Annotated in this window: 15 protein-coding genes; 9 read left to right on the top strand and 6 right to left on the bottom strand. The window is 76.2% G+C overall.

All coding sequences use genetic code 11. From position 1 onward, the window contains the following. Positions 1–315: 315 nt before the first annotated feature. The 4 genes from GOBS_RS25820 to GOBS_RS22700 form a co-directional block, all read right to left on the bottom strand. Complete coding sequence (locus GOBS_RS25820) at positions 316–1,212, bottom strand: hypothetical protein (RefSeq protein WP_012950611.1); 897 nt, start codon at positions 1,210–1,212, stop codon at positions 316–318. Next, positions 1,154–2,326, bottom strand: a complete 1,173-nt coding sequence (locus GOBS_RS29855) for an ATP-binding cassette domain-containing protein (protein ID WP_012950610.1) — start codon at positions 2,324–2,326, stop codon at positions 1,154–1,156. Before GOBS_RS29855 ends, GOBS_RS25820 begins: the two co-directional genes overlap by 59 nt. Then, complete coding sequence (locus GOBS_RS22705) at positions 2,323–2,868, bottom strand: PadR family transcriptional regulator (protein WP_243697577.1); 546 nt, start codon at positions 2,866–2,868, stop codon at positions 2,323–2,325. Before GOBS_RS22705 ends, GOBS_RS29855 begins: the two co-directional genes overlap by 4 nt. 87 nt (positions 2,869–2,955) lie before the next feature. After that, the gene (locus GOBS_RS22700; RefSeq protein ID WP_012950608.1) at positions 2,956–3,639 is read right to left on the bottom strand and encodes a TetR/AcrR family transcriptional regulator; all 684 of its coding nucleotides are present in this window, start codon (positions 3,637–3,639) and stop codon (positions 2,956–2,958) included. 127 nt (positions 3,640–3,766) lie between these two features. On the opposite strand from GOBS_RS22700, the gene GOBS_RS22695 reads away from it, so the two are divergent. The 3 genes from GOBS_RS22695 (at position 3,767) to GOBS_RS22685 (ending at position 7,110) form a co-directional block, all read left to right on the top strand. Further along, the gene (locus GOBS_RS22695; protein WP_012950607.1) at positions 3,767–4,597 is read left to right on the top strand and encodes an NAD-dependent epimerase/dehydratase family protein; all 831 of its coding nucleotides are present in this window, start codon (positions 3,767–3,769) and stop codon (positions 4,595–4,597) included. A gap of 282 nt (positions 4,598–4,879) precedes the next feature. After that, positions 4,880–5,428 (top strand): heme-binding beta-barrel domain-containing protein, encoded by a 549-nt coding sequence (locus GOBS_RS22690; RefSeq protein ID WP_012950605.1) that lies wholly within the window; start codon positions 4,880–4,882, stop codon positions 5,426–5,428. Next, on the top strand, positions 5,425–7,110 hold the full coding sequence (locus GOBS_RS22685; RefSeq protein ID WP_012950604.1) for a DUF885 domain-containing protein: 1,686 nt from the start codon (positions 5,425–5,427) through the stop codon (positions 7,108–7,110). The genes GOBS_RS22690 and GOBS_RS22685 overlap by 4 nt, the downstream gene beginning before the upstream one ends. Before the next feature lie 23 nt (positions 7,111–7,133). Here GOBS_RS22685 and GOBS_RS22680 read toward each other — a convergent pair whose 3' ends face one another. Together GOBS_RS22680 and nhaA are read right to left on the bottom strand one after the other, a co-directional pair. Further along, positions 7,134–7,745, bottom strand: coding sequence for a hypothetical protein (locus GOBS_RS22680; RefSeq protein WP_243697576.1), 612 nt, complete (start codon positions 7,743–7,745; stop codon positions 7,134–7,136). Between the two features lie 409 nt (positions 7,746–8,154). After that, positions 8,155–9,540: a Na+/H+ antiporter NhaA gene (gene nhaA, locus GOBS_RS22675; protein WP_012950602.1), complete on the bottom strand. Its 1,386-nt coding sequence runs from the start codon at positions 9,538–9,540 to the stop codon at positions 8,155–8,157. A gap of 167 nt (positions 9,541–9,707) precedes the next feature. Between nhaA and murD the strand changes: the two genes are divergently transcribed. The 6 genes from murD to GOBS_RS22645 are packed head-to-tail and all read left to right on the top strand — an operon-like array spanning position 9,708 to position 15,420. Continuing rightward, positions 9,708–11,036 (top strand): UDP-N-acetylmuramoyl-L-alanine--D-glutamate ligase, encoded by a 1,329-nt coding sequence (gene murD, locus GOBS_RS22670; protein WP_012950601.1) that lies wholly within the window; start codon positions 9,708–9,710, stop codon positions 11,034–11,036. After that, the gene (locus GOBS_RS27805) at positions 11,029–12,354 is read left to right on the top strand and encodes a MurL-like N-terminal domain-containing (RefSeq protein ID WP_012950600.1); all 1,326 of its coding nucleotides are present in this window, start codon (positions 11,029–11,031) and stop codon (positions 12,352–12,354) included. Before murD ends, GOBS_RS27805 begins: the two co-directional genes overlap by 8 nt. Continuing rightward, positions 12,351–13,238, top strand: coding sequence for a glutamate cyclase domain-containing protein (locus GOBS_RS22660; RefSeq protein ID WP_012950599.1), 888 nt, complete (start codon positions 12,351–12,353; stop codon positions 13,236–13,238). Before GOBS_RS27805 ends, GOBS_RS22660 begins: the two co-directional genes overlap by 4 nt. 10 nt (positions 13,239–13,248) lie before the next feature. Next, complete coding sequence (locus GOBS_RS22655; protein WP_012950598.1) at positions 13,249–13,728, top strand: Fur family transcriptional regulator; 480 nt, start codon at positions 13,249–13,251, stop codon at positions 13,726–13,728. Beyond that, positions 13,728–14,834: a CAF17-like 4Fe-4S cluster assembly/insertion protein YgfZ gene (gene ygfZ / locus GOBS_RS22650; protein WP_012950597.1), complete on the top strand. Its 1,107-nt coding sequence runs from the start codon at positions 13,728–13,730 to the stop codon at positions 14,832–14,834. The genes GOBS_RS22655 and ygfZ overlap by 1 nt, the downstream gene beginning before the upstream one ends. A 28-nt stretch (positions 14,835–14,862) precedes the next feature. After that, complete coding sequence (locus tag GOBS_RS22645) at positions 14,863–15,420, top strand: RsiG family protein (RefSeq protein ID WP_012950596.1); 558 nt, start codon at positions 14,863–14,865, stop codon at positions 15,418–15,420. The last annotated feature ends 50 nt before the right edge of the window (positions 15,421–15,470 follow it).

The following is a 15,470-nucleotide window of genomic DNA, read 5'->3' as shown; positions in this document are numbered from 1 at the left end:
TCCCGCCACCTCCCTGTGCCGCTCCGGTCCGCCAGCCTGCCCCATCGGGTCGGGACTCAACCGGGGCGTCGCCGATCGGTACCGGTTTCCCGGCGGACCCGGGCCGGCAGGACGGCGACGAGGGCCAGGATGACGGCCGTCGGGAGCACGCCACGCCACCGCCGCGGCATGCGGCGGTGGCGTGGCATGTCGACGCAGGTCCGGCGCGCCGCCGACCGGAGCGGGACCTGCCGACGTTCCCGGGCCTGGTCGGCGAGCTGCCGGTAGTGACCACCGCCGCGGGCTCGTCGCCGCCCGGCGTCTGCTACGGGTGCATCAGGCGACCCGCAGCGAGGACGGGTCGGCGGCGAGCCTGGTCCTCGACCGCAGCACCCGGACGACCGCGGCGCACGCCGCCCACACCAGCAGCACCGCGACCGGCAGCACCCCGAGCGCAGCCAGGAACAGCGGGCTCGACACGATCAGCGGGGCCGGGTAGACGACGGCGCCCACCAGCACGCCGGCGGCCATCGGCGTCACGGTGACCACCTGGAGGCGGCGCCGCTGCACTCGGTCCAGCGTGGCCGGGGAGGCACCGAGCGCGGCGGTCGAGGCCAGCGCCCGTCGCGTGGTCACCAGGTCGTCAGCCGCGGCCAGGGTCATCCCCGCGATCGCCACCAGCACGGCGAGGAACGCCGCGGTGGCGGTGAGCGCGAGGCCCGGGAGGTGTCCGGACAACCCCCCGTAGCCGTCGCCCGTGAGCAGGACGGCGGTGAGCACCGACGCGATGCCGAGCGCGATCCCGGCGACGAACACCGAGCCTGCGGTCCGGCCGGCCGGCCCACTCAGAGCGCGCAGCCCGGCGGCGGCCAGGACGTCCACCGCCCGGCCGCTGCGCGCCAGCCGTCGGGCTCGCCAGCCGACCCACGCCGAGCCGGCGGTCAGCACGGCGACGAGGAACAGGAGCAGTGCGCCGCCGAGCAGTGCGACCGAGGTGGCGGGACCCACGCTCCTGGTCTGCAGGGCGGCCGCGATTGCGATGACCGCGAGCACCAGTCCGGCCAGCCGCCACCGCAGGCGGACGCCGCGCCGGCGCCGCGCGCGGGTCGACCAGGCGCCTGCGGCGGCCGCGACCAACCCGGCGAGCACCGCGACGGTCGGCCAGCCGAGGACGTCAGCCGGGCCGAGCGGGGGCAGCAGCCGGGCGGACGGCGGGACGGCGGCGCGCAGCACGAGCCACAGCAGGACGTGGAGCGGACCGGCCAGCAGCCCGCCGACGAGCCCGGGGACGCCGGCATCCGCCGCGGCGAGGCGGCGCAGGTCGGCCGGTGTGGCGCCGACCAGGCGCAGGGCGTGCAGGGTGGCCGTCCGTCGCGCGCTGCCGGTGTTGAGGGGCCTGCCAGACCAGCGCCAGGGCCGGCACCACGAGCAGCACCAGCCCGGTGAGGACGCCGGGCTGGAGCCCCGCCTCGGTCACCAGCGGGGAGAGCCGGGGGTCGGGGGTCGGGAGGACCCCGTCGGCCTCCGTGCGCCACGACACCGTGGGGACGCGCAGGACGGCGAGGGCGGCCAGGGTCAGCGCGCCCGCCACGGCGGCGCCGACGGCGACCAGCGGGCCTCGCGTGCGCGAGGCGGCGGACCGCGGCCGGGTGAGGAGCCAGACGGTCGTCGTCCTCACGAGAGGGCCACCTCGTGCACGACGGATCCCTGGCGCAGCCGGACCTCGCGGTCGGCACGGGCGGCGACCGCGTTGTCGTGGCTGACCAGTACGACCAGCCGCCGGCCTGCGTCGTGGTGGTGACCAGGAGGTCGAGCATCTGCCGGCCGGTCGCGGTGTCCAGGCTCGCGGTGGGCTCGTCGGCGGGCAGCAGCAGCGGGCCGGCCACCAGTGCCCGGGCGGCCGCGGCCAGCTGCGCCTGCCCACCGGAGAGGTCGCTCGGCAACGCCGTGGGCGGCACGTCCAGGCCGACCCGGTCGAGCCACCCGGCGGCGGCGGCGCGAGCCTCGCGCGGCCCTCCAACAGCAGCGGGAGCGCGACGTTGTCCAGCACCGGGAGGTCGGGCACCAGCTGACCGAACTGCAGCACGATGCCCACCGAACGCCGCCGGATCCTCGCCCGTGTCGCCTCGTCGGCGTCGGCGAGGTCTGTGCCGGCCAGCACGACCCGGCCGCTCCGGGTGCGCAGCACCCCGGCGGCGAGCATGAGCAGCGTGGACTTGCCGCACCCGCTGGGGCCGGTCACCGCGACGACCTCGCCGGGTGCGACGGCCAGCGAGACGTCCCGCAGCGCCTGGGTCCTCCCGTAGGCGTGGCTGACCCCGAGCAGTTCGACCGTGCTCGTGCTCATGAGCTCTTCCTCTCGGCGGGCGTGCGGAGGGCCTGCTGGTCGTCGGGGGACGGCAGCAGATCAGTGGCCAGCTCGAGCCAGCGCAGGTCGGCGTCGAGGTGGGCGATGACGTGTTCGCGGACGAGTCGCTCCGCCGCGCCGGTGCCGGGTGGGGTCCGCTGCAGCTCACGCATGCGGCGCAGGTGGGCGGTCCGCTGGCGGCTGACGAAGCCCTGCACGTCGATGCCGGTGTGCAGAGCGGCGACCGTCTTGCGCACGATCTCCTCCGCACCGGACCCGGTGGCGGAAGCCGGCTCGGCCAGCCACGTGCGCAGTCGCCGCTCGCCGTCCTCGGTCAGTGCGTAGACCGTCCGCTCGGGACCGCCGTCGGTGCGGGTCTCCACCATCTCGGCCAGGCCGTCACGCTGCAGGCGCGCCAGCGTCGCGTACACCTGGCCGAACGCGAGGGGGCGGCTGTCCGGGAACCACGCGTCGTGCTCGTGCTTGATGTCGTAGCCGTGTCGTGGCGCGCCGGCGAGCAGCGCCAGGTGGAGCTCGGTCATCGACATGGGAGGCTGTCCACACCACGAGTAGACATCAGGTGAATAGTCAGCCGCTCGACTTGCCGGCGGAGGAGCCGCGCGACCGTCCTAGAGGCCGACGAGCGTGGCCAACTCGCGCATGGCGGCTTCGAACCAGCGGTCCGTGTCCAGCACCGACCCGACGAGGTGGCCGAACAACTCGAAGCTGATGGTCCCGTAGAGCGAGCTCCAGGCCAGCAGCGCGCGCAGCCGGACGGCGTCGTCGAGAGCGGGGTGGTCCCCGCCGAGGACGGCGGCCGTCTCGTCGCTCACCAGCTCCGGATCCCGGTCGACCCCGGCCGCCTCGGGCAGCGCGCCGCTGCGGGCTGCGTCGCCGAGGATCCGGCCCAGGACCACGCCGACCCGCGCCGCCGCGGGGACGGTGTCGCGCGGGGCCGCGTACCCGGGCACGGGGGAGCCGTAGAGCAGCGCGTACTCGTGCTGGTGTGCCCGGGCCCACGACCGGACGGCGCGGCACACCGCCAGCCAGCGCTCCCGCGGTGCCGCGCCCGGGTCGTCGGCGGCCTCGCCGGCCGCTCCCAAGGCGTCGTAGCCGTCGGTGATCAGCCGGGTGAGCAGGTCGTCGCGGCTGGGGAAGTAGCGGTAGACCGCCGACGAGGCCATGCCCATCTCCCGGGCGACCGCCCGCAACGAGAGGCCGGCGGCACCCACCTCGGCCAACTGCCGCCGAGCGACGGCGGTGATCTCGGCGATCACCTCTGCGCGGACGCGGTCGCGGAGGGTGGACGGCATGCAGCCGATACTCGCTGCTGTGATCGATGCACGCAACCGAGAGCACTGCTCTTGACTCTCCGTCGGCGTCGTGCGAGCGTCGTCGTCATCGGAGAGCAGTGCTCTTGCCGGATCCCGAGGAGGAGTCATGGCACTGCACGTGGTCGTGGGCAAGGGCCCGGTCGGGACGACGACCGCCGACCTGCTGGCTGCCCGGGGGCACCGGGTCCGGGTGCTGTCGCGCAGCGGGGGGACGTCGACCGACGCCGTCGAGCACCGGCGGGTGGACGCGACCGACGCGGACGCCCTCGCCGCGGCCGAGCGGATGGGCGCGGTGCTGGTCACGATGTCCAACCTGTACGTCTACGGCGCCCCGACCGGCCCGATGGCGCCTGACAGCCCGCTGGCCGCGACCGACCTCAAGGGGCGGGTGCGCATCGCGATGTGGACCGACGCGCTGGCCGCGCACGAGGCCGGCCGGGTGCGGGTCACCGAGGCGCGCGCCGCGGACTTCGTCGGTCCCCAGGTGCCCGCCGCCCACTCGCACCTCGTCCGGCAGCTGCCCGCGCTGCGCCGCGGCCGCCCTGCCTGGGTGGTCGGCGATCCCGACGTCCCGCGCAGCTGGGCGTACCTGCCGGACGTCGCGGCGACGCTGGTGACCCTGGGTACCGACGAGCGGGCACCGGGCCGGGCCTGGCACGTGCCGAGCGCACCCCCGCGCTCGCAGCGGCAGGCGCTGACCGACCTGGCGGCGGCGATCGGCGGGCCGCCGGCCCGGGTGCGCGCCGTCCCGTGGCCGGTGCTGCGTGCCGTCGGGCTGGTCTCGCCGGTCATGCGCGAGGTGGTCGACGTCCGGCACCAGTTCGACCGGCCCTACGTGATCGACGCGTCGGCGACGACGGCCACGTTCGGACTAACCCCCACGCCCTGGGACGAGGTGGTCGCGGCCACGGCCGGCGCGGTTCCGGCGACCGCCTGAGGGAGGACCCCGTCCTCCCCGTCTCCGCACGCCCAGGACGGTGCCCTGGACGGGGCCGGGGCCCTGCAGGGAGGCCGGGGCCGGGCAGTCCTACGGTGGAGCGCATGGTCTCTGCCTGGGTCCTCGTCGCCCTGACGTCCTTCGCGGCGCTCGGCTGCGGGTACGGCGCCGCCCGGCTCGCCCGCCGTCCACGGGAGGTGCGTCGGTGAGCGAGCCTGCGAGCTCATCCATGGGCACAGCAGCGCCGCGAACGCGGCCGACGAGCGCCAGCGAGGAGGTCTCGTGAGCGAGTCCGTGGGTGGTGCCACCGAGCTGCCGGTCGCCGACACCGTCGACGTCCGCTCCGGCCCGGAGGTCTCCGAGGAGCTGCTCGCCGTCCTGCCGCTGCTCGGCGAGTGGCACGGCGAGGGGCAGGCCGCCGGGGCCGGGGGGGACCACCGCTTCGGCCAGTGGATCCGGTTCAGCCACGACGGCCGCGGCTTCCTGGCCTACGACTCGCGCACCTGGCGGCTCACCGACGAGGGCGAGGTCGTCGGGCCCGCCGTCCGGGAGTCCGGCTTCTGGCGTCCCCGCGGCGGCGGGGACGACGTCGAGCTGCTGGTCACCAGCCCCGACGGGCTGGTCGAGCTGTACGTCGGCCGGGCCCGGACGACGACCAGCTGGGAGCTGACCACCGACGTCCTCGCCCGGACGCCGGATGCCCCCGAGGTGTCCCGCGCGGTGCGGCTGTACGGCATCGTCGAAGGGGCGCTCATGTACGCCATCGACCGTGCCACCGGCGACGATCCGCTGCGGCCGACCATGTCGGCCCGGCTGGAGCGGCTGCGGTGACCCCGCGCCAGGTGGCCGACCGCTACGTCGACGCGGTCTGCGAGCTCGACCCGATCGTCGCCACCTCGCTGGGCACCCGCCCCGGCGACGACCGGCTGCCCGACCCCGGTCCCGCCGGGCTGGAGGCCGAAGCGCAGCTGGCCCGCGACACCGTCGCCGAGCTGGACGGGGTGCTGGCCGCCGACCCCGCCCTGGACGGCGACCCGGTGGAGCGGCGCTGCGCCCGGCTGCTGCGCGAGCGGCTGCGTGCGGAGCTGGCCGTGCACGAGGCCGGCGAGGGGCTGCGGGCGCTGTCGAACCTGTTCAGCCCGGTGCACTCGATCCGCCAGGTCTTCCTGCTCATGCCGACGGCGTCGGAGGACGACTGGGCCGTCGTCGCCCGCCGGATGGCGCGCGTCCCCGAGGCCTACCGCGGGTTCCGCGCGTCGCTGGAGGAGGGTGCCCGCCGCGGTCTGCTCGTGGCGCCGCGCCAGGTGTCGACGGTCGTGGCGCAGCTCGGCGAGTGGCTGGCCGGGCCCTTCTTCGGCGGGTTCGCCGCGGGCGGCCCGGACGCCCTCCGCGGCGAGCTGGACGCCGCCGCCCGGGCCGCCGACGGCGCGGTCGCCGAGGTGCGGGACTTCCTCCGCGACGTCTACCTGCCGCAGACCGAGGGGACGCCGGACGCCGTCGGCCGCGACCGCTACGCGCTGGCCGCCCGCCGCTGGACCGGCTCGGACCTCGGCGCCGGGGACGGGCTGGAGGAGGCCTGCGCCTGGGGCTGGGCCGAGCACCGGCGGATCCTCGCCGAGCAGCGGGCCGAGGCCGAGCGCGTGGTGCCCGGCGGGACGCCGATGGAGGCGATGCGCTGGCTGGACGTGCACGGTCCCGCCGTCGACGGCGTCGAGGCCATCCGCGAGCGGCTCCAGACCATGATGGACGACGCGATCGAGGCGCTGGACGGCGTGCACTTCGACCTCGCCGAGCCGATCCGCCGCGTCGAGGCGATGATCGCGCCGCCCGGCAGCGCCGCCGCGCCGTACTACACGCGGCCCGCGCAGGACTTCTCCCGGCCGGGCCGCACCTGGCTGCCCACCCTGGGCCGGGAGCGCTTCCCGCTCTGGGACCTGACCTCGATCTGGTACCACGAGGGCGTCCCGGGCCACCACTTGCAGCTGGCCCAGTGGGCGTACGTCTCCGGGCAGCTGTCGACCTACCAGACGTCGCTGGGCTCGGTCGGGGCGAACGTCGAGGGCTGGGCGCTGTACGCCGAGCGCCTCATGGACGAGCTCGGCTACTTTCCCGACCCCGGCACGCGGCTGGGCTTCCTCGACGCCCAGCAGCTGCGCGCGGTCCGGGTGGTCATCGACATCGGCATGCACCTGGGCCTGCCCGTTCCGGACGACGCCGACGGCGCCCTGGCCGAGCACCGCGGGCGGCCGTGGACGCCGGAGCTGGCCCGCGCCTTCCTCGGCGAGCACAGCGGTGCGACTCCGGCCTTCCTCGACAGCGAGCTGGTCCGCTACCTCGGCCTGCCGGGGCAGGCGATCAGCTACAAGCTCGGGGAGCGCGCCTGGCTGCAGGGCCGGGCGGCGGCGCAGCGGGCGCGCGGCGCCGCGTTCGACCGCCGGGCCTGGCACATGGCCGCGCTGTCGCAGGGCTCGCTCGGCCTCGACGACCTGGCCGCGGAACTCGCCGTCCTCTGAGAGAGGGGGCAGGGGGTCCTTCTTCAGAAGCGGGTCGGGGCGGGGTTGACCAGGTCGGTGTCGTGGCCGATCGGGTCGTCGGGAGACGCCGGGTGCACCTCCAGCGGTGCGCCGAGGAGGGCGTCGACCGCGCCGGCCGGCCCGCCGACGTAGGTGCTCATCAGGGTGGGGTCCGTGGCCACGAACCAGGCGCGGTCGGCGGGCCACCACACGGCCGCGCTCTGCTCCTGCGGCTCGGGGGCGAAGTTGGCCGCGGCCAGCGTGATCGGACCGCTCCGCAGCAGCAGGTCGCAGGTGGGCAGCGTCAGGTGCGGCCGGTCGGTGGCGGCGTCGTCGCACCAGCCGAACCAGCACTCCTGCGGCGTGGTCGTCCACCCGGCGAGCAGCGTGGCCAGGGCGGCGGCGACGTGTGCGGGCAGGTGGCCCTCGGCGGGGCTGTCGTTCCAGACGTCGGGCTGGTCCTCCTCGCCGACGTACTCCCACGAGCCGGTGATCGCCGGCCACTGCATCAGCCGGTGCGCGGTGGTGCCGTTGTAGGCCGCGACCTCGTCCCAGCGGACGTCGACGTCGTCGTCCCCGGCATAGCGCACGGCGGGGTGCAGCACGCGGGCGTAGGCCTCGAAGACCGGGGGCACGAGGGACGCGACGGAGCGGTCGTCCCGGAGGGCCGCGGCGACCCAGGCGCCGGGGGAGACGTCGGTCCCGACAGGGCGGCCGGTCGACAGCGCGGGCCTCCCCGGAGAACGGACAACCCCCGGGCTGCTCCGCGGCGCCCGGCCCTCCGAAGAGGGGAGCAGCACGCGGGCCGGCTGGACAAATGCCGGCGGCCCGGGGGTCGGGTGACTGTCCGGTTCTCGCTCGCCGCCGTACGACGGACGGGCGATCTGCCGTCGCTCAGACTGTCGTCTGAACGGGCGGCCCATCTGGACGGCGGCTAGCGGACAGCCACCTCACGAGTCCGGTAAGCATGCAAGTTACGGACCACCTCCTCTCTCGTGTACCTCGACGGTACGTCGCATCCGAGGGGGGCTGCAACGCCGATTTTCAGCCCTCGGCGGAACCGCCGGCGGTGCGCCCGGGCGGAGGGCCACCGTCTCGGTCCCGTCGGTGGTCGGCGCGGTCGTCCACGGTCTCGCGCTGGTACACGTCCGGGATGCCGTCCCGGTCGAAGTCGGCCCGCTCGTCCTCGTAGATGCGCTTGTATCGGCGGTTGCGCAGCCGCAGGATCACCGTGGCCAAGAGCGCGGCCAGCAGAGTGCCGGTCAGGATGCCGACCTTCGCGTGGTCGTAGGTCGGCGTGCCCAGGCCGAAGGCCAGTTCGGTGATCAGCAGGGAGACGGTGAAGCCGATCCCGCCGAGCAGGGACAGGCCGACGACGTCGGGCCAGCCGAGCGCCTCGTCGAGCTCGGCCCGCGTGAAGCGGGAGACCAGCCAGGTCGCGCCGGTGATGCCGATCGCCTTGCCCAGCACCAGCCCGGCGGTGATGCCCACCGCGACGCTGTCGGTGATCGACTCGGCCAGGCCGGAGAGCCCGCCGACCGCGACACCGGCGGAGAAGAAGGCGAACACCGGGACGGCGACGCCCGCCGAGATCGGCCGGAACCGGTGCTCGAAGTGCTCGGCGAGGCCCGGCCCGGCCTCCGGGCCGCCTGCAGCCGCGCTGCGGACGACCGGGACGGTGAACGCCAGCAGCACGCCGGCGACCGTCGCGTGCACTCCCGACTCGTGCATAAACACCCAGGTGAGGGCCGCCAGCGGCAGCAGCAGCCACCAGGAGCGGATCCGCCGCTGCACGAGGAGGCCGAAGACGGCCAGCGGGACCAGGGACAGCCCCAGGTACCCGGCGGAGAAGTCGGCGGTGTAGAAGATCGCGATCACCACGATCGCGAGCAGGTCGTCGACGACCGCGAGGGTGAGCAGGAAGGTGCGCAGGGCCGCCGGCAGGTGGGTGCTGATGACGGCGAGGACGGCCAGGGCGAAGGCGATGTCGGTGGCCGAGGGGATGGCCCAGCCGCGCAGCGCGTCGTCGTCCCGGCCGAGGTTGAACAGCACGAAGAAGAGGGCCGGCACGGCCATGCCGCCGACGGCGGCGGCGATCGGCAGCGCGGCGCGGCGCGGGTCGCGCAGGTCGCCGGCGACGAACTCGCGCTTGAGCTCGAGCCCGGCGACGAAGAAGAAGATCGCGAGCAGCCCGTCGGCGGCCCACGTGCCGAGGGTGAGGTCCAGGTGCAGGGACGCCGGGCCGACGCGGGTGTCGCGGAGGGTCTCGTAGGCCGCGCCCCACGGAGAGTTGGCCCAGACCAGCGCGATGGCAGCCGCGGCGAGGAGCAGGGCGCCACCGACGGTCTCCTTGCGGAGGATGTCGGCTATGCGGCGGGTCTCGGTCCAGGATCCGCGGCCCAGGAGGGGGGCCCGGGTGGAGGGGCTCATGGGGGCGGCTCCCAACGGGTCGTCGACGGAGGACCTGCCGACCAGACTTCCCGGCGCACCTCCGGGGACCCTACCGGCGGCCCGCCGCGCGCGCCGTCCGGCGGGCCCCCGCTCCGTACAGTGGGCGCCGTGACCCACCGCGCTGCACGGCCGTCCCGGGACGGCCGGTGAGGCTCGCCGAGCTGGCCGGGCGCCGGGTCGGGGTCTGGGGTCACGGGCGCGAGGGGCGGGCCGCGGTGCGTGCCGCGCTGACCGCCCGCGCGGCGGGAGTCGTGGTCGTCGACGCCGTCCCGCCGGTGGACCTGCCACCGGGCGTGCAGGCCGGCAGCGACGTCGCCGAACTCGCCGGCTGCGCCGTGGTGTTCCGCTCGCCGGGCATCAGCCCCTACCGCGAGGACGCCCGCGCGCTGGCCGCCCGGACCACCCTCACCTCCGGCACCGGCGTGGCCCTGGCCGAGTTCGCCGCCCGCGACGTGCCGACGCTCTGCGTCACGGGCACCAAGGGCAAGAGCACCACCAGCGCGCTGGCCGCCGCCGTGCTGACCGCGGCCAGCCGGCCGGCGGTGCACGCCGGCAACATCGGCACCCCGCTGCTCGACGTCCTCCTCGACGACGCCGTCGCCGAGGGCACCCCGCTGGTGGTCGAGGTGTCCAGCTACCAGGCGGCCGCGGTCGAGGGCTGGTCCGGTTGGGGCGCGGTGACCTCGCTGGCCCCCGAGCACCTGGACTGGCACGGCGACGTCGAGACGTACTACCGCGACAAGCTGCACGTCTTCGCCGGCTGCGGGCCGGAGTCGGTCGTCGTCAGCGCGCAGGCCCGGTCGATCGCCGAACAGCACCTCGACCCGGCCGTGCTGGTCGACCCGGCCGAGCTCGTTCCCGAGGCGCGGCTGGCCGGCTTCCCGCTCGAGCGGCTCTCGGGCGTGCACAACGTCGCCAACCTGCACGTCGCGCTGGCCGCCTGCGTCCGGATGGGCGTGGACCTCGACCGGTCCGCCGAGGCCGTCCGCCGCGCCGTCGCCGGTTTCCGGGCGCTGCCGCACCGGCTCTCGCCGGTGGCCACGCGGGACGGCGTCACGTTCGTCGACGACGCGCTGAGCACCACCCCGGTGTCGGTGCGCGCCGCCATCGACGCCTTCGCCGGGCAGCAGGTCACGCTGATCGCCGGGGGGCAGGACCGCGGGCTGGACTACACCGACCTCGCCGCGGCGGTCGTCGCCCGCGGCGGGACGGTGCAGGTGCTGACGATCCCGGACACCGGCGCCCGCTTCGCCGCCGACCTGCGTGCCGCCGCGGCCGCCGCCGGCGTCGCCGCGCCGGTCACCGAGACCGGCTCCCTGGCCGACGCCGTCGCCGAGGCGCTGCGCACCGCCCGGCCGGGCGGTCTGGTGCTGCTCTCGCCGGGCGCCCCCAGCTACAACCGCTTCCGCAACTACGAGGAGTTGGCACGGACCTATGAGCAGATCCTCCTCGACGCCGGAGCCCAGCGTGTCTGAGCAGGACGCCTTCGTCGTCGCCGGTCGCTCGCTGGACCCCGCCACGGGCGAGGCCGCCTTCACCTACCGGCTGGCCGGCGACGAGTTCACCGAGCGGCTCACCCTGGACCCGGGCCTGGTCGCCGGCGCCGACCCGGCGCGGGTGGACGCCGCCCTGGACCTGGTGCACCTGGTCATGGGCACCAGCTACTACAAGCTGCGCGCCCCCGGCCGGGTCGTCGTCGAGCGGCCGGTGACCAAGGCGCAGGCCGCCGTCGCGGAGGCGGCGTACACGCACGGGCTGGGCGAGTTCGCGGCGGTCAACCGGCTGCCGGTGCCGCACGAGGTCGCCTTCGACCTGGAGCTCACCGACGACCTGCCGGCGCCGGCGGAGGGCGGCGGGCGCGAGGCGCTGCTGCCGGTCGGCGGCGGCAAGGACTCCGCGCTGGCGCTGGTCGTCGTCACCCCGGCCACCGCGCTGGCGGTCAACCCGACCGACGCCCAGCGCGACGTGACCCGCGCCGCCGGCGTCCGGCTGATCGGCGTCCGCCGGCGGCTGGACCCGCTGCTGGGCGAGCGCACCCGGGCCGGGGGGCTGAACGGGCACGTGCCGGTCACCGCGATCAACTCGGCGATCTCCACGCTGGTCGCCGTCCTCGGTGGGTTCGACCCGGTGGTCTTCGCCAACGAGCGCTCCGCCGACGAGGAGACGCTGACCATCAACGGCGCGCGGGTGAACCACCAGTACTCGAAGTCCTACGAGTTCGAGCGGCTGTTCGCCGCCGCAGGAGCGGAGGTGGGCGTCGGCTACTTCAGCCTGACCCGGCAGCTCTCGGAGCTGGCGACGGTCGCCGCGGTGGCCGACCTGCCGGACCTGCGCGGCGAGATCCTCAGCTGCAACCGCAGCTACACGCAGGCGCACATGGGCGGCGAGGCCACGCAGCGCTGGTGCCTGCACTGCGACAAGTGCCTGTTCACCTTCCTGTGCTTCGCGGTCTTCCTGACCCCGGAGGAGGCCCGCGCGATGTTCGGCGGCGACCCGCTGGCCGACCCCTCGCTGGCCGACGGCTTCCGGCGGCTGTGGGCCACGGAGAAGCCGTTCGACTGCGTGGGGGAGCGGGCCGAGAGCGCCGCCGCGATGGCCCACCTCGCGCGGAGCACCGCGTGGGGCGACCACGCCGTCGTCCGGGCGCTGGGGGCGGAGGCCGCGTCGTTCGCCGCGGTCACCGGTGCCACCGTCGAGGGCTTCCTGCCGCCGCGCGGCGACCACTCGGTGCCCGACCGGTACCTGGCCTCGCTGCAGCGGGTGCTCGCGGAGGCCCGCCCGCCGGTGGCGTGAGCAGCGCGCTCGCGGACGTCGAGCGGGCGCTGCTGCGCCCCGGCGCCCGCGACGTCACCGGGCTGGCCGCCGCCGTCCCCGGGCAGTTCGCCCGGCTGGCGGAGGAGCTCGCCGCGGCCGGTCGCGCCGGCAGCCGCGTCGGCCTGGTCACCGGCGTGCACATCGCCTGGGCGCCCGTCCCGGCGGCCGAGACCGACGGTCCGGTCGGCACCGCCGTCCTGGCCGCCGCGCTGGCCGTGCTCGGCGCCGAGCCGGTGGTGCTCACCGACGAGCCGTGCGCGCAGGTGACCGCCGCCTGCCTGGAGGTGCTCGGCGCCGGGCGGCCGGAGGTGCTGCCGGTGGCCGCGGACGAGGGGCGGGTCCGGGCGCGGGTGGCCGCGCTCGGCCTCTCGCACCTGGTCGCGGTGGAGCGGCTGGGGCCGGCTGCGGACGGGCGGGTGCTGACGATGCGCGGCGTCGACGTCACCGGCTCCACCGCCCCGCTGCACGCGGCGTTCGCCCTGCCGGGCCTGGTCACCGGGGCGGTGGGCGACGGCGGCAACGAGATCGGCATGGGCAACGTGCCCGCCGACGTCGTCGCCGCCTGCATCGCGCACGGCGACCGGATCGCCTGCCGGGTGCCCGTTGACGCCCTCGTCGTCGCCGGCACCTCCAACTGGGGCTGCTCCGGACTGGTCGCCGGGCTGGCGCGGCTGGCCCCCCGGCACCGGAACGCCCTGGTCGCGCTGCTGGATCCGCGCGTCGACGCCCGGGTGCTCGGGGCCGCCACCGCGGCCGGCGCGATCGACGGCGTCACCGGGGTGCCGGGGCTCAGCGTGGACGGCATCCCGGCAACCGGCTACGCCGACCTGCTGACCGATCTGAGCGCTCTGGCCCGGGCATAGGCTCGACGGCGTGCCCGCCCCGCACCCGCCCTCCGACGCCCTGCCGTCGGGTGACCAGCCGCTGGCCGAGCGCCTGCGCGCCCGCGGGCTGCGGCTGACCACCCAGCGCCAGCGGGTGCTCGCCGCGGTCGCCGCACTCGAGCACGCCACCCCCGAGGAGATCGCCACCCGGCTGCGCGAGGAGGCCGGCCCGGACGGCGCGGCGCCGGACACCTCGACGGTCTACCGCAACCTCGAGCTGCTCGAGCGGCTCCGGCTGGTGTGGCACACCCACCTCGGCAAGGGCGCGCCGGTCTACCACGCCGCCGAGCACCCGCACCTGCACGTGGTGTGCGCCGGCTGCGGGGAGATCTCCTCGGTCGACCCGGCACTGCTCGACGGCGCCGCGGAACGTCTGGCGGCCGATCTCGGTTTCCAGCTGGACGTGGGGCACGTCGCGCTGTCGGGGACGTGCCGCGCGTGCCGCGAACGAGCCGGATCGGAGTCCTGATGTCCACCCCCAGCCCCCTGCTGTCGCGCCCCGGTGCCGTCCCCGTGGAGGACGGGTCCGTCCCGGCGCACTACGGCAGCCCGCTCCGCGAGCAGCGCGAGCTCGCCGAGGGCGCCGGCCTGGTCGACCGCAGCGACCGCGACGTGCTCGTCGTCCCCGGTGCCGACCGGCTGACCTGGCTGCACAGCCTGCTGACCCAGCACCTCGAGCAGCTCGGCGACGGCGTCGGCGCGGAGGCCCTGGAGCTGTCCCCGAACGGGCACGTCGAGCACCACCTGGTCCTCGCCGAGCTGGCGGGCAGCACCTGGGTCGACGTGGAGCCGGGCACCGGCGCGGCGCTGCAGACGTACCTGGAGCGGATGCGGTTCCTGCTCCGCGTCGAGCCGGCGCTGGTGACCGGTGCGTGGGCGCTGCTGTCGCTGGCCGGCCCCCGCGGCGACGAGGTGCTCGCCGCCGCCGGCCTGCCCGTTCCCGCCCTGCCGTACGCGGTGCTCGCCCTGGACGGCGGCGGGTGGGTGCGCCGGATGCCCCCGATCGGGGACGGCGCCCCCGTCGTCGACCTGCTGGTGCCGCGCGGCGAGCTGGCCGCCCGCGCCGACGCGCTGCTGGCTGCGGGGGCCGCGCCCGCCGGGGTGGACGCCTACGAGGCGCTGCGGGTCGAGGCCCGCCGTCCGCGCCTGGGCGTCGACACCGACCACCGCACCATCCCCAACGAGACCGGCTGGCTGACCAGCGCCGTCCACCTGGCCAAGGGCTGCTACCGCGGCCAGGAGACCGTGGCCCGCGTGCACAACCTGGGCCGCCCGCCGCGGCGGCTGGTGCTGCTGCACCTCGATGGCCTGGCCGAGCAGCTCCCGGAGGCCGGGACGCCGGTGCAGCTCGGCGCGCGCGACGTCGGCCGGGTCGGCTCCGTCGTCCGCCACCACGAGCTCGGCGTCGTGGCGCTGGCGCTGGTGAAGCAGTCGGTCGCGATGGACGCCGAGCTCACCGTGGCCGGCGCCCGCGCCGCGATCGACCCCGACGACGCCCCGGTCACCCTCGACGACACGGTCGCTGCGGCGCGTGACCGGGTCCAGGCCGTCCGGTCTGGGACCATCCCCCGGTGACCGCTCGACCCACCGGAGAGGCCCGCTCGTGACCCCCGAACCGACCCGCGCCGGCGGCGCCGCCGTCGACGCGCTGCTCGACCCCGGTTTCCTCGAGGCCGCAGTGCAGCGGCCGATGGCCGACGTCCGCCGGCTCCGCCGCCAGGCCGAGCAGGAGGAGGTCAACCTCTCCTACACCCGGCGGCTGCTGCAGGGCCGGCTGGACATCGTGCGCCGCGAGCTGCAGCGCCGCGCCGAGCACGACGGCCGGTCGCTGGTCGACCTGCTGCCGGAGATCCTCGCCGAGAAGGGCCGCGGTCCTGCGCACGGCCTGGGCCGCCACCAGACCGTGCAGCCGGCGGCGCCCGAGGAGTACGAGAGCTGGGTCAAGTCGCTGACCCCGGGGGTCGACCTGTCCGCGGTCCCCGAGCTGTCCGACGCCGAGCTGGAGCGGGCCGCCCGCGCGCTGGCCGCCGCCGAGGGGTCGCTGTCCGAGCGGCGCCGCGGTGTGCAGCAGGTCATGGACGGGCTGGCCGCCGAGCTGGGCCGCCGGTACCGCAACGGCGAGGCCGACGTCGCCGCGCTGCTCGCCGACGAGGGCAGGTGAAGGACCCCGCTGCCCCCCACCACTCGCAGGCTCGCGGTGGGGCCCTGCAG

The organism is Geodermatophilus obscurus DSM 43160 (assembly GCF_000025345.1).
Taxonomy (GTDB): Bacteria; Actinomycetota; Actinomycetes; order Mycobacteriales; family Geodermatophilaceae; genus Geodermatophilus; species Geodermatophilus obscurus.
Note: the sequence above shows the minus strand (reverse complement) of the source record. Positions and strands in the feature narration are given on the sequence as shown.

Coding starts and splice junctions, on each gene's coding strand:
- GOBS_RS29855 (WP_012950610.1), bottom strand. CDS start 2,326: ATGAGCACGAGCACGGTCGAACTGCTCGGGGTCAGCCACGCCTACGGG.
- GOBS_RS22705 (WP_243697577.1), bottom strand. CDS start 2,868: ATGACCGAGCTCCACCTGGCGCTGCTCGCCGGCGCGCCACGACACGGC.
- GOBS_RS22700 (WP_012950608.1), bottom strand. CDS start 3,639: ATGCCGTCCACCCTCCGCGACCGCGTCCGCGCAGAGGTGATCGCCGAG.
- GOBS_RS22695 (WP_012950607.1), top strand. CDS start 3,767: ATGGCACTGCACGTGGTCGTGGGCAAGGGCCCGGTCGGGACGACGACC.
- nhaA (WP_012950602.1), bottom strand. CDS start 9,540: ATGAGCCCCTCCACCCGGGCCCCCCTCCTGGGCCGCGGATCCTGGACC.
- ygfZ (WP_012950597.1), top strand. CDS start 13,728: ATGTCCACCCCCAGCCCCCTGCTGTCGCGCCCCGGTGCCGTCCCCGTG.